Raw genomic sequence first — 24,662 nt, forward strand, 5'->3', positions numbered from 1 at the left:
TTATCCTGCTACTTTCTTCGCAAATTGGCTGTTGTAAAGATCAGCATAGAAGCCATTTTCCTCTAAAAGCTCTTCATGTGTACCTTGTTCAATTACCTTCCCTTGATCCATGACTAAGATTAAATCAGCGTCCCGAATTGTTGAGAGGCGATGGGCAATAACGAAGCTTGTTCTTCCTTCCATTAATCTGTTCATTGCTTGTTGAATAAGCGCCTCTGTTCGTGTATCGACACTTGAGGTTGCTTCATCAAGGATCATAATTGGAGGATCAGCAAGTACTGCCCGAGCTATAGTCAAAAGTTGCTTTTGTCCTTGAGAAATATTGGATGCTTCCTCATTTAAGACAGTATCATATCCATCTGGTAGCGTTCGGATAAAATGATCTGCACGTGCTGTCTTTGCAGCTGAGATAATTTCATCGTCTGTCACACCTTTTTTGCCATAAGCTAAGTTTGCCTTAATCGTTCCATTAAAGAGCCATGTGTCTTGAAGCACCATTCCAAAGGTAGAACGCAGATCTTCGCGAGACATATCACGTGTGTCGAATCCATCAATCGTGATTTTCCCGCCATTTATTTCATAAAACCGCATTAATAAATTAATGAGCGTCGTTTTTCCGGCTCCAGTTGGCCCAACAATAGCGACTGTCTGTCCTGGGAGAACTTTAATATTCATATCTTCTATTAATAATTCATCTCCATACCCAAAATCGACATGCTCAAATGCAACTGCACCCTTTGAACGCTGTAGAGTAACGGTATTCGATTCTTGAACTTCTTCCTCTTCATCTAGCAATTCGAAAACCCGCTCTGCTGCAGCGACAGTTGCCTGAATGATGTTTGCGATGTTTGCTGTTTGTGCAATCGGCTGTGTAAATTGACGCGAATACGTAATAAACGCTTGAATATCACCGATAGAAATTGCCCGGTTTGTAACTAAAATACCACCAACAATACAAATTAAAACATAGCCTAAATTACCGACAAAAGACATCATCGGCATGATGACACCCGAAATAAATTGAGCTTTACGGCCTGCATCATATAACTCTTCATTCACTTTATCAAATTCAGCAATGGCCTTTTTCTCATGACCAAACGCTTTTACGACTTGGTGACCGGTATACATTTCTTCAATATGTCCATTTAATTCCCCAAGTGTTCGCTGTTGATTAGCAAAGTGTTTTTGTGACTTTTTCAAAAATGGTCTTATCACAAAAATTGATAGCGGGAGTGTGACAATTGAAATCAGCGTTAATATCGGACTGATGGTGAGCATCATGATGATAATTCCTACGATTGTTACGATCGATGTAATGAACTGTGTCATACTTTGCTGCAGTGTACTGCCGATTGTATCAATATCATTTGTTACACGGCTTAATATTTCCCCATTTGGACGACCATCGAAATATTTTAGCGGCAGTTTTTCAAGCTTTTCATTTACATCTTCCCTTAAAGTATAGACCGTCTTTTGGGCTACACCAGCCATGATGTACTGCTGAATATAGCTAAAGATGCTGCTAGTTACATATAAGCCTGCTAAAAGAAGTAACAACCTGCCAATTGCATCGAAGTCAATTCCTGCGCCTGGTACTCCCGTGAGCTTTCCGTATGCACCTTCAAAAAGTTCAGTCAGCGCATTCCCCATGATCTTCGGTCCAGCAATCATAAAAACAGTACTCATGATAGCTGCAAAAAACACAGCTATTAACTGATTACGTCGTGGTTTCAAATAACTGAGAAGACGACGTAAAGTTCCTTTAAAATCTTTCGCCTTCTGACCAGCCACCATCATATTTCCCTGTCCCATTAGCCCTCCGCCATGAGATTGCGATTTCTTATCTTTACTCATGCAATTTCCTCCTCTGAGAGCTGGGATTCAACAATTTCACGGTAGACAGCATTGTTTTCAAGCAATTCTGCGTGTGTTCCGATTCCGGCAATTTCCCCTTTATCTAACACAATGATTCGATCTGCTTCGATAACAGTGCTGACCCGTTGTGCAACAAGCAAAACCGTTGCATCCTTGGTCTCATCCTTTAATGCTGCGCGTAATTTTGCATCTGTTTTATAATCAAGAGCTGAAAAGCTGTCATCAAAAATGTAAATATCCGGTTTTCTAACGAGAGCTCTTGCAATCGATAAGCGCTGTTTTTGCCCTCCAGAAACATTTGAACCACCTTGTGAGATGATAGAATCATAACCATTCTCCATTTTGCTAATGAAATCTTCGGCTTGCGCAATTCGTGCTGCATGCTCGATTTCGTCCTGAGTTGCATCTTCCTTCCCAAAACGAATATTTTCGGCAATTGTCCCTGTAAAAAGTAATGCCTTTTGTGGAACAAAGCCAATTTTTGAACGAATTTCCTCTTTAGAAGCATCCAGTACATTAATTCCGTTTACGCGAATCACACCGCTTGAAATATCATAAAAACGAGGTACTAAATTCACAAGAGTTGACTTCCCAGCACCAGTTCCGCCAATAATCGCAGTTACTTCTCCTGATCTAGCTTGAAAACTTATATCAGATAGGGCAGGTTCCTCCGCTCCCGGATAATGAAAGGTGACATGCTCAAATTCAAGCGTACCGCGACTGCGGTCTGCTTTATCCGTTCCCTCATTGGAGGTTATAGGCTTCATTTCAAGCACTTCATTAATTCGCTTTGCCGAAACAGCAGCTCGTGGGATCATAACAAACATCATTGATGCCATGACAAGAGCAAACATGATTTGCATCACGTATTGAATGAAAGCCATCAAATCCCCTATCTGCATCCCGCCATTATCAATACGAATACCGCCTAACCAAATGACTGCAACGACTGTTAAATTCATGACGAGCATCATAATCGGCATCATAAATGCTATGACTTTATTGACTTTAATCGATACATCTGTTAAATCCTTATTAGCCTTCTGCAGCCGATCTTTTTCTTGTTTCTCCCGATTAAAAGCACGAATTACACGAATACCTGTTAAGTTTTCACGTAAAACAAGATTTAACTGATCAAGTCGTTTTTGAACCAATTTAAAAAGAGGCATGGCTTTTTTCATAATAAGAAGGATTGAACCAATCAATATTGGTATTGTTGCTACAATGATTAATGATAGCTTTGCATCCTTCGAAACGGCCATCATAACTCCACCAATAAACATAATCGGAGCACTCACAACGAAACGAAGCATCATGATAACGACTTGCTGTATTTGGGTGATATCATTCGTTGTTCTTGTAATGAGTGAAGCTGTTCCAACCTTATCAAAATCCTGGAGCGAAAAATTCTCCACATGTGTAAAAACCTTCCGACGGATATCTTTTCCCAGCCCCATCGCCGCTTTAGAAGAATAATAGCTTGCAGCTACCGATGCACATGCCCCTATTGCAGCAACTAAAAGCATTAATCCTCCAATTTCCCAAATATATGACTTATCTTCTTTTACTACTCCATTGTCAATAATATCTGACATTAAGGTTGGCAAAAATAAATCTGCCATGGACTGTACAAAAACAAGTCCAAATACAGCTAATACAATCCACTTATAAAATGAAAGATTTTTTAAGAGTTTAATCATGTTTGTCTTCTCCATTCTCTTCAGATTCATCTTCTAAAAATGAGGCAATTTGTCGAAGTGAACAAAGTAATTCTTCATATTGCTTAACAGACAGTGTATCTATGGCTGATTCAAAAGCATGGTGTATACTGCCTTCCTTGCGCTTGATTGTTTCATAAAGCGTTTTTCCTTTTTCACTAATAATTAGCTGCATTTCTCTCCTGTTCTCTTTTACAGGGTGACGAATAATCAACCCCGCTTGAACAAGTCCCTCTACTGCCTGGCTTAAAGTGCTCTTTGGAAATTGCATAACCGTACCGAGCTGCTTTTGAGTCATTTCCTTACGTGGCGTCAATGTCATTAATACCGCGTATTGAGGGACAGAAAGGTTATTGTCCGCTGCTGACTTCTGAACGATTCGCCTCATGCTCAAATTCACACGCCACAATGTACGGAATAGCTCCGACGAACGCAAGAATGCTTGATTTTCATATTCCATTATTTTCATCACTCCGTTCACAACAAAACAGTTCTAAAATGAACAATTAAAAAAATTAATGTTTTAAATTTACTCCTATTTTTTATCATAGTCAAGATGAAAATAATGTATTTCTTCTCTTAACCAATTTAGACAGACCAACTAGTCAAATCTGGAAGTAAAAGCGAGTTAATTGTTATAATTAGGAAAAGTTTTTTTATTCTAGGAGGAATAAATGAGTAATATCCCAAACAATATTAAACTAGTCATAGATTCTTATTTTGTTTTACTAGACTCCAAGCTGCCAAATATTTTAGATGCCTATTATATATATGGATCTATTTCATTGGGAGCATTTACAGAGGGTTTTAGCGATATTGACTTTATCGCCATTTTACAGAGGAAACTAACCAATATAGAAATAGTAGAGTTAACAGAAGTTCATAAAGAAATTCAGAAAAGATTCCCTAAAATGATCTTAGATGGGATTTATGTCATGCAAAGTGATTTTGAGTCACTAAGAAACCAAAATTCATGTCTTGAATTTAGAGAGGGGAAATTTCAAGGTTATACACAATTTAATAGAAATTCCATTGATGCTTTTCAACTAAAAAAATATGGAATTGCCATTAAAGGAAGAGCTACTGAAGAATTAAATTACACGGTAAATTGGGATGAGCTTCTTAATGGAATGCATAATAACCTTAATACGTATTGGAAAGATTGGAAAAATAAATGTGAAAAATTCCCTTCAATCCATTATGCAGGTTTATTCTTTAGTCTAAGTTCGATAGAATGGGGAGTTCTCGGTGTTTCACGTCCCTATTATACTTTTCTAGAAAAAGATATTACGTCAAAAGTTGAAGCTGGAGAATATGCATTAAGAACAGTGCCTCCAAGATGGCATAAAATTATTAATGAATCAATGCGGCTGCGTAAAGGAATCACCCAGTCGTATTATACATCTAGAAACGAAAGAAGAAATGACGCTCTACTATATATGGATTTTATTCTTCAAGAGAGCAACAAGCTATTTTCGGATGCAAATATTAAGTAAGTTTTTGTTGTATGATAAATCATTCCATTTATGAATTGTCAGGAGTAAAAACAAAAGAGGCGTCTCTAAGCCGAAATTACGACTTCTGAGACACCCCTTGATTTAGACTTTATTATAAAAAATACATGGATATGATTATTGTCCGTTACATCTTAATTTTCCGCTGCCTCTAACCGATTGGCCTTGGCTATTCGTATCTTATAAATCGCAATCAGCATAATAAACCAAACAGGTGTTATGAATAAGGCAACTCGAGTATCTTCTGCAAGTGCAAGAACAACAAGAATGAAGGCAAGAAAAACAAGAATCAGATAATTGGAAAATGGATAAAGCGGCATTTTAAATTTATTCACTTTCGCTAGATCAGGTCTAGTTTTTCGGTATTTCAAATGACTGATAACTGTAATTCCCCAAATAAAGATGAAGCATACTGTAGAAACACTTGTAATCAGAGTAAATACTCCTTCAGGCATTATATAGTTCAAAACAACAGCAATTAGAATGACAACCGTTGAAAAGAACAATGCATTGGAAGGGACTTTACGTGAAGTAAGTTTTGTCATTGGTATAGGTGCATCTTTATCTTTTGCAAGTGAATATAGCATCCGGCTTGTACTGAAGACGGCACTGTTACATGCCGAAGCTGCGGATGTTAGTACAACAAAATTGACGATACCAGCAGCTGCTGCGATACCAACTGCCACGAATACTTGTACAAATGGACTTTCCATTGGGTTGATGGCGTTCCATGGATAAATACTCATAATGACAATAAGTGCACCAATATAGAAAATTAAAATCCGAATGGGAATATTATTGATAGCTTTTGGGATTACTCTTTCTGGGTCTTCTGTTTCACCTGCTGTTAGTCCGACAAGTTCAATACCAACAAACGCAAACACTACCATCTGGAATGAAAGGATAAAACCTTCTATGCCATTCGGAAACATGCCTCCATGACTCCATAGATTCGTGAAACTTGATGGTCCCGAATTAGTAGAAAATCCTTTAATAATCATGAAAATGCCGATTACAATGAGTGCTAGAATCGCAATGACTTTAATTAATGCGAACCAGAACTCCATTTCCCCAAAAAGTTTTACGGTTGCAAGGTTCATGATTAGCAAAATGACCAATGCAATTAACCCTGGCATCCACTGTGGTACATCTGGAAGCCAAAACTGAGTATAGAGACCAACAGCTGTTAAGTCAGCCATTGCGATTGAAATCCAGCAAAACCAGTAGGTCCAGCCTGTGATAAATGCTGCCATATTACCTAAATAGTCTCTTACGAAGTCAACAAAAGAATGATAATTCAAATTGGATAAGAGCAGTTCTCCGAGTGATCGCATAATTAAAAAGCAAATTACACCTGTAATCATGTAAGCAAATAAAATCGAAGGTCCTGCTAAATGAATCGACTTTCCTGCTCCAAGAAATAAACCTGTTCCGATTGCACCGCCAATAGCGATTAGTTGTACATGTCTGTTTTTTAGACCTCTTGACAAATTTTGCTGCTTCATGTTGATTCACCACTCTCTGTTTTTCTAGGTTGCCTACAACTTTCCTCAAAAGACCAAATAATGTGACAATTTAAAATTAACAACATAATTGAATTTTACCATATTATCTGTAAATTCGACAATAAGAGGGAAGTACTAGGCTCCGAATGAATACATGAAGTGAAACTTTTATCCGTTGTTTTTTTCATCCCCTGCTGACTGCTTGTTGTATGAAAAAGGCTTTACAATAAGCAATTGCTTAATCAAAATAGGAATATCGGCTGCCACAAACTAGAAAATGTTTATACCAAAAAGCTCCTATTGTTCCAATAAATTTAACGCTAATAATAGGTATAATTACTAGTATCATTACCTACTTGAGGAGGAAAAAAAATGACTGACACTGTATTTGTTTATGTTACGTATATCTCAACGACACCCGAAAAGCTGTGGGAAGCTTTGACAAGCAGTGATTTTACTGAAAAATATTTCTTCGGCAGCTCTATTCAATCCGATTGGAAGGAAGGCTCAAGCATTACGTATTCGAGGAATGGACAGGTCACTGACCATGGAATCATCCTAAAGTGCGAGCTGCAACGGATACTTTCCTTTACATGGAATTATGTGTTAGATAAAACCCCTCGTGAGCATCCTTCACAGGTTACTTTTGAATTGAAACCAATGGATTCAACTGTAAAATTAACGCTAAAGCATGAAAATCTATTGCCTTCTGACTTGGTGGATAAGGACGATACCTTCCAAGGATTTAACAATGGATGGCCAGCTATTCTAAGCAACTTGAAAAGCCTTCTTGAAACAGGAAACACCCTGCCTCCCATTTCAATATAAAATCATTGGAGGTTTTCCGCCGCCCCTCAAGTTAACCCTTTGAACATCCAAAAATAAAAAAACGGGTCAGTTCCTACTCCTACAGAAATGTAAGGAACTGACCCTAATCATAATCAATAAAAAAACTGTATCTGTGAAAATCGATCGCCAAGTGTCATCCCGAGACCAAAAAATGCGGATGTCCATATTATTGCAGTGGAGTATGAAAGAAGGGCAAAAACCTTGTATTTCACTCCACTTATTCCAGCAGCAACAGGAACAAGATAACGGACGATCGGAATAAAAAAACCAATACATATCGCAAGATTACCGTATTTATTAAATAGCTTTTCAGCTTTTATGAAATGACGGTTACTTTTTTTCCCTTTTAATCTCAAAAGAATACGTTGACTAAACATCTTGCCGAGTATATAACCAATCGTAACAGCTGTTAATAACCCAGTAAGAATACAAATATAGATTATCCACGGATTCATAACACCCTCATTCGCTAATACTCCACCAGTCAGAATAGTAATTTCGTTTGGAACCGGTATTCCAAACGGACCTAAGCAGAAGGCAAGGAAAAAAATTAAATATCCATACTGATCCACCAGTTGAATAATTGTTTCACTTAACATTTTTCATTCCCACCTTCTCCCTGATGTACGGTAATACTAAAGGAAATATTTAGACGCTTTTGAGGATCATTCTAAAGAAAATCTGCTGAAAAAAAATCCGCCCTTAGGCGGAGATAAACTTCAGACTCATTAATTTATATGCTTGATACTGAGCTAAAATCAACTGTATTACACATAAAGTGAAACTTCCATCAGTGGGGGTTTTTCGACGCACAGGACGTGCTAGTGCCGACGTTGCCACAGGACGTGGCGTTCTTAGTCGGCTTTCATCCCCCACTGATGGTTAGTTGCGGCCCACAGGAAGTGGGTCACACAGACGTTGCCACACGATGTGGCGTTTTTAGTCTGTGTTCATTTTACGGACAGTTGATCCCCCACTTACTCTTCTTTGCATACGCGAATCCTTGAAGTGGGGGTCTTACTGCCCGTTTAATCTGCGATAAAATAATTCGAAAAAGTTAATTCTGAATCTCTTTGAACTCCTTAATCTTTTGCTAACATTCCTTCTCCATGGTTCGGAGCTTTCATATTGTATATTGGGAGGATAGCAAGAAGACCAAAAACAAATAGAATCGCTGCTAATTCGAACATGAAAATGATCGAAAATGATTCCTTTAAAACACCTGCAATACTCATCGTTAATACCATGGATCCGGTGAAAAGTGGACTTAGTGTACCGTTTACTCTTCCAATAAATTCAGACTTTGTATTTTGCAGGATCATTGTATTTATCCCAATTTGAATACATGGGAAGAATAATCCATTAAAGAATTCAGCCCCTAGAGTAATAGGCAAATTGGTCGAATATCCGACCACAGCCATACCAATGGCATTCGCTAACATCCCAAGCATTAACAGCCTTTGTGGTGGAACCGACTTTGAGAACATGACAGATGCGGCACCGCCTACGATCATTCCAATTCCGTTTGCCATTAATAGCCATTGCAAATTTTCTTTCGGTAATTCTAACCGCTCTGTAACAAGGAAAATGTTCAGAGGCTGAATTAAACCAACTGCAAGTCCGGCTGCCATAAAACAAAGACCAAGAAGCTTTAATTCCTTTTTGGACAATACATAGCGAATTCCGCTTTTCATTTCCTCAAGTAAGGTTGATTCTTTCTTTTCATTTTCCATGGAATGGTCAGCAGGAATAAATGCAAGCATTACGGCTGAAAGAAGGAACGCAACTCCAGTAATAGCAATAGACACGTCGATTCCAAATTGCTGGAATACAAAAGTTCCAAGCACTGGTCCAAAAACCATAAAAACAGCAAAAATAGTTTGATAAATGGCCATAGCCGATTGAATCAATTCTTCACCCAAATGCATTTTAAATAATTTCATTCCAGATGGCTGAGAGAACTGTGATAATATAGCTGAAATTAATGTAGCAAAGAAGATAATTTTCCATGATCCAAACACAAGCGTAATTAATACTGCGAACACAGAAATGGCACTTAGAATATCACACCAGATCATTGTTCTTTTCGGCCGCCAGCGGTCAGCAAAGGTTCCTCCAATAAAGGAGAAGATAAAAATAGGCGCAAATTCAGCAACTGAAATCATCGAAACCGCAAAGGCATCTCCATTTGTTTTTTCCATAACGAATAAAAGCACAGCAAAATTTCGAATCCAAATTCCTACCTGAAGAAACAAGGCAGATAGAAAAACGGCCCGAACAAAACGATTTTTTAATAATTGTGACATAACATTCCTCTTTTCTGAAGGTGAGAGGTAGGATAGGAGAAAGAACAGTGAATGAACCGAATCCTTGATTGAAACCTCTTTCTCAACACTAAACATTTTAGTTTAAAATTAGAAAAGCAGAAGCGCTTTCGGAACCAAAGAACAGATTGTTCCTGACAGGCTGCTTGCGCTAGAAATAATAAACTCCCATCCGCCATATTGGATGGGAGTCGTCAAAAACCATAGAAAAAGACATAGCACAACAGTACTATTAATGATCATCTTTTTTCTAAAAAAGTATAGACTAATCCCATTCAAATATGACTTCGCAAATTTACGAATGTACTTTTGAAAACGGGATTAGTTGATCATCGCCCTATGGTCACCCTCTCGTGTAATAGTGTAAATATCTTACACTTTTTTATGTTGATTTTCAAGTGTTATTTTGTATTTTTTTACAAAAATTACTTGATTGACATGAAACCAAATGGTTGGATATAATCAAAAATACGAAACCAATTAGTTTCATAAAATAACCGGAAAGAAGGATCACTGACTTGGAAAATAATGTACCTGATATTAAAAAAACAATAATATTTGAAGCTCCTATTCAAAAAGTATGGGATGTTGTATCTACTTCAGAAGGAATTGCATCATGGTTCATGCAAAATGACTTTCAACTAGAGGTAGGACATGAGTTCCATATACAATCGCCATTTGGTCCATCTCCATGTAAAGTATTAGAAATCAATGCTCCATATCACCTATCCTTTTCTTGGGATACAGATGGTTGGATCGTTTCATTTACACTAAAGGAAATTGGAGACAAGACGGAGTTTACACTCATTCATGGAGGATGGAATCAGTCTGATGCAGTTGTTCCAAAAGCAGGTGAAAATGCTACTGTCATTCGTGATAGAATGAATGGCGGCTGGGAAGCGATTGTTAATGAAAAACTTCGTAAAGTTGTTGAAGGTTAATGTCCGCTTTACAAAAGTACGATATTTATCAAGCGATTGCTGACCCAACCCGTAGAGAAGTTCTGAAATTACTTGCTAAGAAAGAACGACCGATTTCAGAAATCACCTCCCACTTTCCAATGAGCCGTACTGCCATTGCAAAGCATCTTCATGTTCTATCAGAAGCCGAATTAGTCGTTGGGGAAAAAGTCGGCAGAGAAAAGCGCTATCGATTGCAGCCAGAAACTTTCTCTGAACTAAAACAGTGGCTTTCTTATTTCGATCAATTCTGGAACAACAAGCTATCGATTTTAAAGCATGTTGTTGAAAAAGGAGAAAAAGATGAATTGAAAGTTATTAGAACAGAACATGAAAGCTAAGATTAGGATTTTTTTGCGAACAGTGCCAGTCACTGTTCGTTTTTTAAAATTGGAAAATAATATATTTAAAAGAAATTGTAACCTTTTCTTTTACTTAACGTCTTATTCTAGGAGAACCAGAAAAAGATCCAAGGAGGAGACAAATTGAAAAGAATTGGAATACTAGCAACAGCAGTTTTGGTTTCTGGATTGGCATTAAGCAATCATTCAGGATATGCTGCCAATAAACCTGCAGACACAAAAGGCACCTCTACAGTAGAATCTGCTCAACAAATCGAGACATCAAAATTCATTAAATTTTCTGGAGTCATTCAGAATATCGAGAAAGATAAGAAATCATCTCGGTTACTGGTTGAAAATCAAAATGAATCCTTAGAAATGGTTTTCCCAATCACAGATGAAGTATTGCTATTCGACAACGGCAAAGGCGAAAAACTTAAAAAAGATAAACTTGAAAAAGGCATGAAGGTCGAAGCCTACTATGATAAAAATAAGCCAATGCCTCTTATTTATCCTGCTACCATTACACCGGAAGTAATGATTGTGAACGGTAAAGAGATGGGACAAGTTAAAATATCAAAATATGATAAAAATCTCATAAGCCTTGATAATGAGATTAAATTGAATATTTCTAAAGACACTATTCTCTTAAATGAAAAGGGAGAAACAATTAAGAAAGCTGACCTAACAGGCAAGGAATTAATCGTATTCTACAATATTTCAACGAGAAGCATTCCAGCCCAAACAACCCCTGTAAAGATCATTGCTCTAGAGTATACTGACGAAAAGTTGGTGGAAATGCAAAAGATTATTGATGAAGACCATTATTTTAAAGACGAAACAAAAATGATCCCTATTAGAAAAGTAGCAGAGCATCTAGGCTACAACGTGAAATGGAATAACAAACAGAAAAACTTTTCAGTGAGTAAGCAAAATCGCTCATTTCTTATCTCAATTGGCAAGAAGGAATACGGTTACAACCGTAGTATAAAATATTTTGACGTAGCTCCTGAAATAAAAAATGGAAAATCCTATGTACCAGAGGAATTCCTTGACATGTTGTTAATGAAATAAAGTGAAACTTCCATCAGTGGGGGTTTTTCTTCATCCCCCACTGATGGTTAGTTGAACCAATCGGGCATTTACGGGCAGTTGATCCCCAGTTACTCTTCTTTGCATACGCGAATCCTTGAAGTGGGGTCTTACTGCCCGTTAATCTGCGATAAATTTTTCTGTTAAAATATCCTAAATAAAGCTGACCCAACTTTGGATCAGCTTTTTTGCTGTACAGTTGTCCCTTTACAATGAATAGGAATATTTTTTACAAATCACTACTATCCATCTTAATATAATGACGAAATTACACTTAAATGAGCAGGTGAATTCCATGAAAAAAGCATGGCTAGTATCATTTATCAGACTACCTTTGCTCTTTATCTCTTTAATGGTTCTTTATATATTGTTTCATTTTATTGGAGGAGAATTTGATTTCTATTTACTCCCTATTCTATCTACACTTTCCTTTACAATCGTCAATATCGGTTGTTTTATATTTTTGCATCTCTTATTAAAAAAAGAAGGCCTATCATTGAAAAAATTAATCGGGTTTCGTTCTGATTTTTTAATAAAAGATATTTTATTCGGTTTTTTGTGGTTATTTGTTTTATATATCCCTTTTGTTTTGGCAGTCATAGGAACAATGTTTCTCCTATATGGAACCGATTTATTCCAGCACTTTCAAACAGTCTTTGTGGCGGATGAAGAATCCATTTCTTTATCTGTACCGAGATGGTTCATATGGACGACTGCTAGCATATCTGCTGTTTTCCCTTTTTTAAATGCACCTATTGAAGAGCTCATGTATCGAGGGTATTCCCAGCCAATGTTTATCAATGAGTATAAAAAAGTATGGATCGGCATTGTCATTCCATCCATCGGTTTTGCCTTGCAACATATTATCTTAGCGACTACTCTGCAAGGAACTATCGTTTATGCTGTTGCATTCTTTCTTTGGGGTATTGGCAGCGGAATTATCTATCACAAACAAAAAAGGCTATTTCCTTTAATCGTCTGTCATTTCATCGTCAATATCACATTCGGGATAATACCGATTGTATTCCTTGTTTTAGGGACTTAAAAGAAATACACGCGGGCATATATTGATTAATGTTTAAGGACTCATTGTTACCGTTATACGGATAAATGAAGGATATCGGGCTCATTGATCGACTCATTGTTACCGCTATCCAAAAAAATGAAGGATAACGGGTTCATTGATCGATTCATTGTTACCGCTATCCAAAAAAATGAAGGATAACGGGCTCATTGAACGACTCATTGTTACCGCTATCCAAAAAAATGAAGGATAACGGGCTCATTGATCGATTCATTGTTACCGCTATCCAAAAAAATGAAGGATAACAGGCTCATTGATCGATTCATTGTTACCGCTATCCAAAAAAATGAAGGATAACGGGCTCATTGACCGATTCTTTGTTACCGCTATCCAAAAAAATGAAGGATAACGGGCTCATTGACCGATTCTTTGTTACCGCTATCCAAAAAAATGAAGGATAACAGGCTCATTGTGTGTTTCCGGCAAAAAAGGAAGCATACGGCACCACAAAAAGAAATAACCCGATCCTGATAAACAGAACCGGGCTTTAGTCTAGCTTAATTTTTTAAAATCACAGTTTTTAAATCTATTATTGTTTCATTCCTGTATAAATAAGAATAGCATCTCTTAGAAATTCAGCTGTTCCCGGCTGCTCTTTGTCATAATAAGCCGTAAATCTTTCATCATCTACATACATTTGTGCAAGTCCAGCATGTGCTTCCTTGCTGTATTTGCTCCAATAGAAGCATAGCCATTGCTTATGCAAATCTGCTGCTTTCTGAGCTAATTCCCCCGCTGGATCCCCTGTTGCAAATGCTTTTGCTAATGTCTCCTGGACTTCATTCGCCAAGTTCGTCACTTCTTCATTCTGTTCCTGAGTCATGTTCATCAACTTGGCATTGGATTTATCAACTATATCGTTTCCGTACTTTTCACGAATTTCTTTCCCGTATTTTTTCTCATTGTCCTCGACCATTTTTTTCTTAAACCCTTCAAATTTCTCTTTATCTGACATATGAATTCTCCCTTCTGTTAAGGCAATTGTCTTCTCAACATTGGCGATAAGCAAATCTAATTGTTGTCTTTTTTCAAGGAGTTTTTCGCGATGTTCTTTCAGTGCAATCGCTCCCTCAAACGAAGGCGAAGTGACAATATTTTTTATACTTTCTAAACTAACGCCTAATTCCCTGTAAAAAAGGATTTGCTGTAATCTGTCAACCTCCTCTTGCCCATAAATCCGGTATCCAGATGAATTAATTCTTGCCGGCTTAAGAATTTCAATTTCATCATAATACCTTAAGGTTCGGGTGCTGACACCTGCTAATCTTGCTAGCTTTTGCACTGTATATTCCATTCGCTCACCTCCTTATCAGTAATGCTATACACTTCAAGAAAACTAACTTCCTTGTAAATCAACAATACACCTTTACGCAACGTGAAGGTCAACAGCTATTTTTAATTATTTTTTAGTTTTTTTATAATTCATCTTATATACTGATTATATTTCTCGGCATCCGCTTTCCTGCACTCCACCTTGAGCAGCGTTCCACTAGACTCATATTCAGTTGCTCGGATATGACTTTGTTCATTAAAATATGAGACAATTTCTCCTTCTGAGTAAGGAATAAGGAATTCACAATGAATATAATCATCAAAAATTTGATTACTAATGAATTGACTTAGTTCATCCAATCCAACCCTATTTTTTGCCGACAAATATACGCGATCATGATGAATAGAAGGAAAGCTTCCCTCCATTAAATCAGCCTTATTATAGGCATAGATAATCGGAATATCTTTAACACCAATATCTGCTAATACATGTTTCGTAAGCTTCTTCTGCTCCTCATGATAAGGATTCGAATAATCAATCACATGAATGAGCAAATCTGCTTCTATCACTTCTTCTAATGTTGAACGGAACGCTTTCACGAGATGATGAGGAAGCTTATTGATAAAGCCCACTGTGTCCGTTAATAAAAAAGCTTTATTATTCTTTAGCTTTATTTTCCTGACAGATGTTTCTAAAGTTGCGAACAGCATATTCTTTTCGAAAACTTGTTTATCTGCTCCTCGACTGAACTTTTCAAGCATCGCGTTCATGATCGTAGACTTTCCAGCATTCGTGTAGCCCACGAGTGAAACGACAGGAATCTCATTTTGGGTGCGCTTCTTTCTTTGCGTTTTACGTTGTGCCACTAACTTCTCAAGCTCTTTTGTTAATTTAGCAATTTTCTCTTCTACTTTCCTTCGATCAAGCTCTAATTTTGTTTCACCGGCGCCCCTATTTTTTAACCCAGCCCCACCACCTTGACGGCCTAAAGATTCACGCATGCCAATTAGTCGAGGAAGCATATATTTTAATCTCGCCACTTCTACTTGAAGCTGGGACTCTCTCGTTTTTGCCCGACTTGCAAAAATGTCTAAGATTAACATTGTACGGTCTATTACCTCGCATTCAAGCTCCGATTCTAAATTTCGAATTTGCGAAGGCGATAGTTCTTCATCACATATGACCATATCTGCATCCTTCTCTTTTAGAAAATTATGCAGTTCTTGTATCTTTCCAGTACCAATGTAATGGCTTTTATTTATTTGGTTCAAATTCTGCGTCATATCTCCAAGAACGATGACATTGCCCGCAGCAGCTAAATTTCCGAGTTCTTGCATCGAGTATACAAAGTCTTCTTGATTATTGTTTACATTCACACCTACTAAAATAGCTTTTCTTTCCATATATTCATCACTCCGTTCAAAAATAATGACTACGTTAAACTTCCCTGTTGATTTCCGCTGCTGGCACTTAGCGATTGCGGGCGGTCCGGAAGCCTCCTCGTCGCTATCGCTCCTGCGGGGTCTCCCTTTGACTCGCTTCTCCCGCAGGACGTTGAATAATCTTCCCCGAATACTCACCGCACGAAGAAAATGCGAATGCATTTTTGAGGATCTCGCGCCTTCCGCTCCAATCAACAACAAATAAGGTTTTTCAAGACTGAGCTTTAACACAGCCAAAATAATAAAAACACAGGCTAGCTGCCTGTGTTTGAGTAAACGAAGAATATAACAAAATAAACCTAATAAGGATGATGAAATAAACCATCCAAAATAGGTGGTTGAATGGTCTTCACATGCATTATGATGGGCAATTATGAAGATAGCCCATTAGTCATATGAAATTTTTCCGTTTTTTTAGACAACAAAAAAGAGAAGAGAATCGTCTCTCCCCTCTTTTCACGTATGCCGTAAAATTAGGTTCCCTTAAAAAGGCAGACCAATCCCGTTTACTCTGCACAGCAGGCAGAGCCTTAACCGTATTAAATTACTGGTTAAAAGTTTGGAATCGAAGTCTGCAATATGACACTAGGGAACCCTCCGTTCTTTGTAAGTTGAATTTATTTTAACATGCAAAATTAAATATCGCAATAAATTTTCCATATATGTTTTCTTTTGGAAATACAAGACCAGTAATTCCTTTAGAATAACCCCATTGTCTTAGCCAAAATTCTAAATTGGAGGATATGACCAGGTTCCGAAAAAATGACCTTGTTTAGGGACAAATCCCCCCACAAAAAAACTCGTATGGGCAACACTGGATCACTTTCATGAGCGATAACCACAAAAAGAATTGGGCTCCGTTACTTATTGATAGGCTTTTACCCCTAATAATGTTTCTAAATCTACTATCTCAAAATTCTGTTCTTGCAATGCTTCGATAATAAGAGGCAGTGCTTTTGCCGTCTCTGTCTTTTCTGAATCAGAATGCATCAGAATAATATCCCCATTTCGAACATTTTCGACTACGTTGTTTACAATATTGCTAGACTCCTTTTGTGACCAGTCAAGTGTGTCAATGGACCACAGAACGATGGAATAGCCTTCTTGTTCCGTGATGGACGCAACCTTGTCATTCGTTTCTCCATATGGCGTGCGGAGAATGGCTGGTTCTTGCTCTATTACTGCTTGTATGGCTTTTCCTGCCTGGTTTACTTCCTCTTGAATCTTTTCTTTACTTAAGCTTGTTAAATCGACGTGATTGTAGCTATGGCTCAAAACTAAATTACCTTTAACATAGGCTTCCTTTACGACATCTGGGTATTTCTTTACCTCGCTGCCTAAAAAGAAAAAATTTCCCTTAACCTTATATTCATTTAATATATCAATTATAGCTGGAGTGACAACCTCATCTGGTCCATCATCAAATGTTAAAGCCACCATTTTTTTATTTGGACCATTTGTGTACACATTTTCATGCTCATTCGAGAACTGAACAATTTGCTCTCGCCAATTTTGCATTTTCTCCCAAGCTTGGGCAGTTAGCTGATTCGATTTTCCTTTTATATCTAGTGTATACTCGTCACCTGTATGTTGATTTACGATTGCCATTTGTGAATTGAAAACAGATATATGATCAATTTCCTTCCTGTTTTTTGGGATAATCAGTTTCAGTTCAATGTTTTCATTTAATTTATATACATAAATATACTCATCATTTACCATTCTAATATCCATTGGCTCCCCAAAAACTTCTTCTGCCTCTTTAACCGTAACGGATCTTAAATCTTTCGCGTAGGAACGAATATCAAATACCTGTCCTGATTCATTAAACCCTAGAACAACATTCTTGTTCTTGTAGGTTGCATAATAACCAAACCCCGCCTTATCGACATGATCTGGTTCTCCCCACTCTGCTTTAACTTGTTTCATCGAGCTATTCAATACATTATACGGGCTATCTGACGTCATCCCTTTTTGTGCTCTTTCCATTATTTCATCCAGATTTGCGGCTTGGACAGGCTTCTCCTCTTTAGGCTGTGAGGCATTCTCCTGCAGCTGTGTTTTTTCTGCAGGGGGTATTTTTTCCGATTGGCAAGCTAAAGATACGGTGAAAAAAACTAAACATAATAGCAGAGTCATTATTCTTTGCTTATTCATTTCGTCCACCTCCCTTGAGATCTTCCAATCTATTATTGCTATAAAGTGAAACTTCCATCAGTGGGGGCTTTTCGACGCACACGACGTGCTAGTGCCGACGTTGCCACAGGACGTGGCGTTCTTAGTCGGCTTTCATCCCTCACTGATGGTTAGTTGAACCAATCACGCTCAAAACGCCACGTCCTGTGGCTTTCGCCTGACTAGGACATCGTGTCCGTCGTCGGGCCTTTACGGGCAGTTGATCCCCCACTTAGGTTTCTTTAATTCTCTCGCAATCTTGAAGTGGGGGTCTTACTGCCCGTTAATCCGCGATAAACCTTTATGCCAAAACCCTGAGGCCAATTGGCTCAGGGTTTTGCGATATTTCCCCAACTATTTATAAACTCCATTTTTCACGATCTGAAGATAATCATTTAATTCTTGTACGAGAGGGTCTGGCTCCTCGAAAAAATTATATTGATTACTTTTATGAAGCGCTTGATATTTATTACCTAGCTGTTCGCTAATAAACATCGTCATATTGATGACGGTATCAATCGAGACATTTTCTCTAAGCCTATCCGTTTGAATTAGATCCTTTAGATAAACGTGTTCAAGCATAAAGTCTTTTTGGTATGTTTCATAAAACTTCTTCATCAATTTATCCATTTCCGTTTTCACTGCTACAGGTGGATTAATGAAAGCATCTGTGATTAGCATCGTTTCATGCAAATATTGCTGTGTAATATTGCGTTTTAATAAATAGATTTCTTTTACCCTTTCAAAGAAATCATCAGATTTAACTTCCTTTAGTTCCTTCATCGTTGCTTCAGTGAGAAGCTCTATTCCATAATTAACTAAATAAAGATATAAGTTTTTCTTACTCTTAAAATAATGAAACAGAAGCCCTTTGGAAATTCCTGCTCTGCTTGTAATGATATCTGTAGTGGTCTTCTCATATCCATTCTTCACGAATTCCTCTAACGCCACTTTAATAATTAGGTCTTTTTTTTCCTGGGGCTGCTTTTCGAAAGCTGAATACAATCATATACACCCTCTTAATTTAGTTCAACAAGAAAATCGTTTAATTAATTATTTCTTCTTTTCGGTTAATCTAACTTCTTCATATTGTTTTATGGGTTTTCCCTCTAAAAAGTCTAAAATCATATCATTAAAAATTTCCCATTTCATTGTACTCAATGGGTCAAAAGCGTTTTTGAATAATGCTAATGTAGCATTGGGTATATGTTCATAAATAGTCTCAGATGCCTTTCTCTCATCTACACCCATAATATTCATATCCCCTCCCATAACTAAGGTAGGACAAGTAATATTATATAATTCATCTGTATGTGTAGGAAATTCACTTGTTTTTATTTTCAGTAACATTTCTTTATCAATTGAAAACGAATCCCTTAATACTTTCTTTGTGAACTCATCATCTTTATAAACTTTTAACATTAATTTGATTATTATATCGTATGGAATTAATTTCATAATTGCGTTGCTTATATTTAACACCCATTTGGAGGTCCTTGTAGGAATTTCACTGTATCCATTAGATAAGACAAGTCTATTAATGTAGCTACTGTGCTTGATGGCAAATAATTGGGCAATCACAGAACCTTGTGATAGTCCTACGATATGAGTCTTATCAATACCTATCACATCCAAAAACAGCTTTAAATCTTGAGCAATCAGCTTCATCGAATACTCATCATTCGGAAAATGTCTTGATGATTCACCATGCCCTCTCATATCAATCATGATCATCTTATACTTTTTTGAAAATTGTTCTATTTGGGGTTTCCACATTTTCCATGAAGCACCACTTCCATGAATAAAGATGATTGGTTCACCTTCTCCTCTAACTTCATAGTTCATTTCTATATCATTTACTTTTACTTTAGGCATACTTTTCCCCTTCTAATTATAAGTATATAAAGAAAAATAACCATTTAGATACATTTAAAAGCTACAGCCTTAGCTTTTAAACTGAAATATCCTTCTTCTTATATATGATAAATGCAGCCGAGATACTAATCAGGATGATAGCGGCCATAATCGTAATATAGATTGGCTCAAGCATATTTTCATTGATAATATTAGCCGCATCTACATACTTAAACGGGCTAAAATATTTTAAGAAATCCAAGTCCTCCGACAGGCCTGACATCACATTTAAGAAGTAAGTAACGATGACAATGGCAAGCGATGCCGATAATGTATTCCTCGTTTTTCTCATTATCGATGAAAGCATGAAGGAAATGGCCGCAAATGTTAAATGCAATAAAAGTGTCGCGATGATTAACAAGGCAAATGTTTTTCCTGGTACATCTGCATCCTTCGTAAACTGAAAACCTATTAAACTTGAAATGGTTGAAACAATGTTTAAGATCACGATATTTACAACAACAGCAAGGAGCTTTTCTAAAACGATTCGGCCTCTTGATACCGGCTTGGAGAGCAAAAATTCTATCGTCTTCTCGTTCTCTTCCTTTGCCAGAATATTAGAAGCTAAAAGCGCGGAATAAATACTTCCTAATAGAGTTGTCATCATATAGATTTCAATCCCATAAAAGCCAATTAATGTCCCTAAGTTAATCCTATCCATTCCAAACATTTGCTTCATTGATTCTGGATACGCTTCAAAAAGATCATTCATCGATTTTTGACCTTCAGCAAATTGCGGAAAAATGCTTAAAAGCCATATGATTAACCCTGCAAGTACAAGGCTCCAAATGATTAACGATTTCCGGCTTCGTTTCAACTCTCTCATAAAAATCATCTGTCTCACTCCTTACTATTCATAATAGTGCATGAATACTTCTTCCAAGGTCGGCTCTTCAATCAATACATCTTGAACCGGCAAATCATTTAATCGTTTAAGAAGTGCCTTAATATCTCCACTGTAAAGCAAGGTAACTGCATTCCCATTTACTTCTTTTTTGATCATTCCGTTCAGGTCAAAATGAAGCTGTTCTGGATGTTCAAGAGTTAGCGTAATATTTTTCACCTTATTTTTTGTTAAATGCTCAATTGTTTCTACCGTTACAAGCTTACCATCCTTAATAATCGCCACACGATCACACATCTTTTGGACTTCACTTAGAATATGTGACGAGAAAAAGATCGTCGCCCCCTTGTCTCTCTCTTCTTTAAGTAGGTCAAAAAAGTGATTCTGTATTAATGGATCTAATCCGCTTGTTGGTTCATCTAAAATAATTAGCTTAGGCTCATGAAGCAATGCTTGCACAATCCCAACCTTTTTCCTGTTTCCAAATGAAAGATCCTCGATTTTCCGATTTACATCGAGATCGAGCCTAGAAGCCAATTCCTTCATTCTTTCCGTACTAAATTTTTTATGAAACCGTGCAGAGTATTTCAATAAATCGACTACCTTCATATCATCGTAATAGTGGATTTCTGACGGCAAGTATCCAATATTTTGCCGAATTTCCTGTGAATGTTTAATAATATCCTTACCAAAAATCGTCGCACTCCCGCTCGTAGGATAGATAAAGTTCAATAGAGTTCTGATTGTTGTACTTTTTCCTGCTCCATTCGGACCGATAAATCCAAATACTTCACCTTCTTCAATTGAAAAAGAAACATCGATAATACCCCTGTTTTTTCTATACGATTTTGTTAAATTCCTTAATTCTACAATTGCCATACATGAACCCTCCTCTAATCGGATAATCCACCAATTGACTGTTCAGTCAATATCATTGTAGATCTGATTGACTGGATAGTCAATTAAAATTTTAGCAAATTTTAAAAAAACTCTTATAGGCAATTTCTCAACAAAAATCATCAACATAGCCAATGAAAAAGTAATAAATCCAATAGCTATTGACCATAATGGTAATGATTAGTAGGTGGGAGGTGTTAAATATTGAAGGATGAGTTAGAAATCTTTAATCAAATTTTTTCAACTACAAAGGAAGCCATTGAAAAATTTATGAATATGCTTGATCCGGTAATTGAATTTGCAAAAGACGACCATGAACGCCTTTACTACCATCATATTTATGAAGAAGAGGAACAGAGGCTTTCACGCTTAGACGTATTGATCCCTCTTATTTCAAAATTTGAAAGTATGGAGGATGCACAAGCATTTTCACCGACGAATAATGAATTTAATCGACTTCTACAAGAGTTAAACCTTGAAAAGTTTGGTTTACATAATTTTGTTGAGCACCTTGATTTAGCACTTTTTCAGTTTACGGATGAAGAACGGAGTACATTATTAAAAAAATTAAGAACGGATGCCTATAAAGATTATCAGCAAGTAAAAGAAATGCTAATGGAGATTAATAAGCGATTTGACCATGATTATGTAGATCCCCATGCACATCATGATAAAGACCATGATCATTTAGCCCTTCCTAATGATGCACAAGGCAAGAAGGTCAGTTCAATGAAAAAAGGATTTTCTGTTGGCAGTTTAAAAACATAAGAAATGCGTAAGCGCCTTAGTCACCCCCGACAAGCACAAGACGAGCCTCCTGGAAAGGTGTACTTTACCTTTCTGGGAGGATTGGCTTGTGACCTCGAGGTCGACAAAAACGCGACTTCCTGTCGCATTGTCGACACTAGTACGTCCTGTACGTCGGGGGTAGGTGCTGGAGCTAGACAGTTCTCTAACTTGGAAAAACTTAAACTTATTTATTAAAAAAGTGAGGAGAAAGAAATGAGTTATACACCTGATTTACCGTTTTCAGATTCGGAATATAATCATTTGCAGCAAATCGTGATTGATACGGCACGAAGACAATTAGTTGGGCGTAGGTTTATCGAATTGTATGGGCCGCTCGGCAGAGGAGTACAGAGCATTTTTAATGATATTTATGTAGAAAATCACGAAGCAAAAATTGATTTTCAAGGCTCGTTTGATACGAATATCGAATCAAGCAAACGTGTAAATTATACGATTCCCATGCTTTATAAAGATTTTGTTCTTTATTGGCGTGATATTGAGCAAGCAAAAGTTTTAGATATTCCTATTGATTTTTCAAGTGCAGCCAATGCATCTCGTGATGTCGCCATTTTAGAGGATCAAATGATTTTTCATGGATCAAAGGAATTTGATATTCCTGGATTAATGAATGTCAAAGGCAGGCTGACACATTTAATTAGAAATTGGTATGAGTCAGGAAGTGCTTTTCAGGATATTGTTGATGCAAGAAATAAATTACTCGAAATGAACCATAATGGTCCTTACGCACTCGTTTTGTCACCAGAGCTTTATTCACTGTTGCACCGTGTACATAAAGATACAAATGTATTGGAAATTGAGCATGTCCATGAGCTTGTTACAGATGGCGTATTTCAGTCACCCGTTTTAAAAGGAAAAACAGGCGTACTCATTAACACAGGGAGAAATAATCTCGATATGGCCGTTTCTGAGGATTTTGAAATAGCATATCTTGGAGATGAAGGAATGAATCATCCATTCCGAGTGTATGAAACCGTCGTACTCAGAATCAAACGTCCAGCAGCTATTTGCACTCTTGATAATCCTGAAAAATAGGGAGTATGTATGTTGGATAGCAGATTATTTACTGTTGGCTCGCTCATTCCAAGAAATATTGTATCAGAATCATTAAAGCTGCCGTATTCAAGTTCAAGCATTCATAAAAGTTCCATTACAGACAATACACAAAGTATGATTGTCTTACAAAATGGAAAACCCTATGAAATTCAGCAAGTAAAAGGGCAGTTATTATTAGATGCAGCCCTAAAACAAGGGCAAGAGCTGCAATATAAATGCCGTAAAGGTACATGTGGTTTATGTAAATTGAAAATTGATCACGGATCAGCCTTTTTGCTGCCGCCAAATAATATAGAGCAAAAAAAGTTAAAAAATACATTGGACGATGGGTATCGATTAGCTTGTCAATCTATAATGAGATAAAAAAAAACGAGGTGCTTGACCTCGTTTTTTTTCATTTATTATGCAAATTTTCGTTCACTGAAATGTATAAGATTATCTTCGATTATGAAAGGTAAAGTAATATTTTTCTTTTCAAGCTCTTTCACACTTATATTCCTCACAAGCACTAGCGCTTCTTTTTTAAATGTAGGTGTGATAAAGCCATCGTTGATTTCGCATAATCTTTGTAAGTATTGCAATGTATCAGTAAGCAATAATTGTTTAACATGCTGGTTGTTTAATTGACAAATTAATTTATATTCTAAGCCTTTCATAATGGCAATTTGGTCAACATGAATGCAAATATTCATTCCAGTCTCATCAATAAAACATAAGGAAACGTATTGTCCTTTAGACTTGTCGATATTAGTGAATACTGGATTGTTAAAGGTTTCACCTGATATTAATTGTAAAATGGCTGCTTCTGCAGCTCCACCGATTTTACGTTGATTAGAAATAACCGTATCAATATCTTTCAAGCCATGAAGCATACTCACGATGTTCCCTCCAAGAGTGAATTATATCTGGAAAATAAGTTACTTTTATAGTAAAGGAAAATGATAATCATTGTCAATAAGACTTAAACATTATTAATATGTAATAAATACCAGC

Annotated in this window: 23 protein-coding genes; 9 read left to right on the forward strand and 14 right to left on the reverse strand. The window is 36.9% G+C overall.

The genetic code is table 11. From position 1 onward, the window contains the following. Genes FSZ17_RS19525 through FSZ17_RS19535 form a run of 3 tightly spaced genes read right to left on the reverse strand, consistent with a single transcriptional unit; the run spans position 1 to position 4,053 of the window. A complete protein-coding gene (locus FSZ17_RS19525) occupies positions 1 to 1,854 on the reverse strand; it encodes an ABC transporter ATP-binding protein (RefSeq protein WP_057773457.1) in 1,854 nt (617 codons plus the stop codon). Beyond that, positions 1,851 to 3,575, reverse strand: coding sequence for an ABC transporter ATP-binding protein (locus tag FSZ17_RS19530; RefSeq protein ID WP_057773458.1), 1,725 nt, complete (start codon positions 3,573 to 3,575; stop codon positions 1,851 to 1,853). Before FSZ17_RS19530 ends, FSZ17_RS19525 begins: the two co-directional genes overlap by 4 nt. Continuing rightward, positions 3,568 to 4,053: a MarR family winged helix-turn-helix transcriptional regulator gene (locus FSZ17_RS19535; RefSeq protein WP_057773461.1), complete on the reverse strand. Its 486-nt coding sequence runs from the start codon at positions 4,051 to 4,053 to the stop codon at positions 3,568 to 3,570. Before FSZ17_RS19535 ends, FSZ17_RS19530 begins: the two co-directional genes overlap by 8 nt. 214 nt (positions 4,054 to 4,267) lie before the next feature. On the opposite strand from FSZ17_RS19535, the gene FSZ17_RS19540 reads away from it, so the two are divergent. Then, the gene (locus FSZ17_RS19540; RefSeq protein WP_057773462.1) at positions 4,268 to 5,089 is read left to right on the forward strand and encodes an aminoglycoside adenylyltransferase domain-containing protein; all 822 of its coding nucleotides are present in this window, start codon (positions 4,268 to 4,270) and stop codon (positions 5,087 to 5,089) included. 152 nt (positions 5,090 to 5,241) lie between these two features. Here FSZ17_RS19540 and FSZ17_RS19545 read toward each other — a convergent pair whose 3' ends face one another. Beyond that, positions 5,242 to 6,612: an amino acid permease gene (locus FSZ17_RS19545; protein WP_057773464.1), complete on the reverse strand. Its 1,371-nt coding sequence runs from the start codon at positions 6,610 to 6,612 to the stop codon at positions 5,242 to 5,244. Between the two features lie 372 nt (positions 6,613 to 6,984). Here FSZ17_RS19545 and FSZ17_RS19550 point away from each other — a divergent pair, with 372 nt between their 5' ends. Then, entirely contained in the window at positions 6,985 to 7,440 is a 456-nt protein-coding gene (locus FSZ17_RS19550; RefSeq protein WP_057773467.1) for an SRPBCC family protein, read from the forward strand. A gap of 113 nt (positions 7,441 to 7,553) precedes the next feature. Here FSZ17_RS19550 and FSZ17_RS19555 read toward each other — a convergent pair whose 3' ends face one another. Further along, positions 7,554 to 8,060: a DedA family protein gene (locus tag FSZ17_RS19555; RefSeq protein ID WP_057773468.1), complete on the reverse strand. Its 507-nt coding sequence runs from the start codon at positions 8,058 to 8,060 to the stop codon at positions 7,554 to 7,556. A 483-nt stretch (positions 8,061 to 8,543) separates the two neighbouring features. After that, the gene (locus FSZ17_RS19560) at positions 8,544 to 9,767 is read right to left on the reverse strand and encodes an MFS transporter (RefSeq protein WP_057773470.1); all 1,224 of its coding nucleotides are present in this window, start codon (positions 9,765 to 9,767) and stop codon (positions 8,544 to 8,546) included. 536 nt (positions 9,768 to 10,303) lie between these two features. On the opposite strand from FSZ17_RS19560, the gene FSZ17_RS19565 reads away from it, so the two are divergent. The 4 genes from FSZ17_RS19565 (at position 10,304) to FSZ17_RS19580 (ending at position 13,222) form a co-directional block, all read left to right on the forward strand. Next, positions 10,304 to 10,726: an SRPBCC family protein gene (locus FSZ17_RS19565; RefSeq protein ID WP_228460239.1), complete on the forward strand. Its 423-nt coding sequence runs from the start codon at positions 10,304 to 10,306 to the stop codon at positions 10,724 to 10,726. Next, the gene (locus FSZ17_RS19570) at positions 10,726 to 11,085 is read left to right on the forward strand and encodes an ArsR/SmtB family transcription factor (protein ID WP_057773474.1); all 360 of its coding nucleotides are present in this window, start codon (positions 10,726 to 10,728) and stop codon (positions 11,083 to 11,085) included. Before FSZ17_RS19565 ends, FSZ17_RS19570 begins: the two co-directional genes overlap by 1 nt. 144 nt (positions 11,086 to 11,229) lie before the next feature. Then, positions 11,230 to 12,159 (forward strand): copper amine oxidase N-terminal domain-containing protein, encoded by a 930-nt coding sequence (locus FSZ17_RS19575; protein WP_057773476.1) that lies wholly within the window; start codon positions 11,230 to 11,232, stop codon positions 12,157 to 12,159. 313 nt (positions 12,160 to 12,472) lie between these two features. Further along, on the forward strand, positions 12,473 to 13,222 hold the full coding sequence (locus FSZ17_RS19580; RefSeq protein WP_057773478.1) for a CPBP family intramembrane glutamic endopeptidase: 750 nt from the start codon (positions 12,473 to 12,475) through the stop codon (positions 13,220 to 13,222). Positions 13,223 to 13,790: 568 nt separating this feature from the next. On the opposite strand, the gene FSZ17_RS19585 is transcribed toward FSZ17_RS19580, so the two are convergent. The 7 genes from FSZ17_RS19585 to FSZ17_RS19615 all read right to left on the reverse strand — a co-directional run bounded on the left by FSZ17_RS19585 (position 13,791) and on the right by FSZ17_RS19615 (position 21,788). Beyond that, the gene (locus tag FSZ17_RS19585; protein ID WP_057773480.1) at positions 13,791 to 14,555 is read right to left on the reverse strand and encodes a MerR family transcriptional regulator; all 765 of its coding nucleotides are present in this window, start codon (positions 14,553 to 14,555) and stop codon (positions 13,791 to 13,793) included. Positions 14,556 to 14,683: 128 nt separating this feature from the next. Then, positions 14,684 to 15,937: a GTPase HflX gene (hflX, locus tag FSZ17_RS19590; RefSeq protein WP_057773483.1), complete on the reverse strand. Its 1,254-nt coding sequence runs from the start codon at positions 15,935 to 15,937 to the stop codon at positions 14,684 to 14,686. A gap of 903 nt (positions 15,938 to 16,840) precedes the next feature. Then, positions 16,841 to 18,133 carry a polysaccharide deacetylase family protein gene (locus tag FSZ17_RS19595; RefSeq protein WP_057773485.1) on the reverse strand — a complete coding sequence of 431 codons (1,293 nt, stop codon included), beginning with the start codon at positions 18,131 to 18,133 and terminating at the stop codon, positions 16,841 to 16,843. Between the two features lie 372 nt (positions 18,134 to 18,505). Next, positions 18,506 to 19,156 carry a TetR/AcrR family transcriptional regulator gene (locus FSZ17_RS19600; protein ID WP_057773487.1) on the reverse strand — a complete coding sequence of 217 codons (651 nt, stop codon included), beginning with the start codon at positions 19,154 to 19,156 and terminating at the stop codon, positions 18,506 to 18,508. Positions 19,157 to 19,204: 48 nt separating this feature from the next. After that, positions 19,205 to 20,026, reverse strand: coding sequence for an alpha/beta fold hydrolase (locus tag FSZ17_RS19605; RefSeq protein ID WP_057773489.1), 822 nt, complete (start codon positions 20,024 to 20,026; stop codon positions 19,205 to 19,207). Between the two features lie 76 nt (positions 20,027 to 20,102). Further along, complete coding sequence (locus FSZ17_RS19610) at positions 20,103 to 20,900, reverse strand: DUF2705 family protein (RefSeq protein ID WP_057773491.1); 798 nt, start codon at positions 20,898 to 20,900, stop codon at positions 20,103 to 20,105. 15 nt (positions 20,901 to 20,915) lie between these two features. Further along, complete coding sequence (locus FSZ17_RS19615; RefSeq protein WP_057773493.1) at positions 20,916 to 21,788, reverse strand: ABC transporter ATP-binding protein; 873 nt, start codon at positions 21,786 to 21,788, stop codon at positions 20,916 to 20,918. 222 nt (positions 21,789 to 22,010) lie between these two features. Here FSZ17_RS19615 and FSZ17_RS19620 point away from each other — a divergent pair, with 222 nt between their 5' ends. From FSZ17_RS19620 to FSZ17_RS19630, 3 genes are all read left to right on the forward strand, one after another. Then, positions 22,011 to 22,574, forward strand: a complete 564-nt coding sequence (locus FSZ17_RS19620; protein WP_057773495.1) for an IMEF encapsulin system ferritin-like cargo protein — start codon at positions 22,011 to 22,013, stop codon at positions 22,572 to 22,574. A gap of 234 nt (positions 22,575 to 22,808) precedes the next feature. Further along, positions 22,809 to 23,648, forward strand: a complete 840-nt coding sequence (locus tag FSZ17_RS19625) for a family 1 encapsulin nanocompartment shell protein (RefSeq protein WP_057773497.1) — start codon at positions 22,809 to 22,811, stop codon at positions 23,646 to 23,648. A 9-nt stretch (positions 23,649 to 23,657) separates the two neighbouring features. Continuing rightward, the gene (locus FSZ17_RS19630) at positions 23,658 to 24,032 is read left to right on the forward strand and encodes a 2Fe-2S iron-sulfur cluster-binding protein (RefSeq protein WP_082625294.1); all 375 of its coding nucleotides are present in this window, start codon (positions 23,658 to 23,660) and stop codon (positions 24,030 to 24,032) included. Between the two features lie 38 nt (positions 24,033 to 24,070). Here FSZ17_RS19630 and FSZ17_RS19635 read toward each other — a convergent pair whose 3' ends face one another. Continuing rightward, a complete protein-coding gene (locus FSZ17_RS19635; protein ID WP_228460367.1) occupies positions 24,071 to 24,541 on the reverse strand; it encodes a hypothetical protein in 471 nt (156 codons plus the stop codon). Between the last annotated feature and the right edge of the window lie 121 nt (positions 24,542 to 24,662).

Source organism: Cytobacillus dafuensis, assembly GCF_007995155.1.
GTDB lineage: Bacteria > Bacillota > Bacilli > Bacillales > Cytobacillaceae > Cytobacillus > Cytobacillus dafuensis.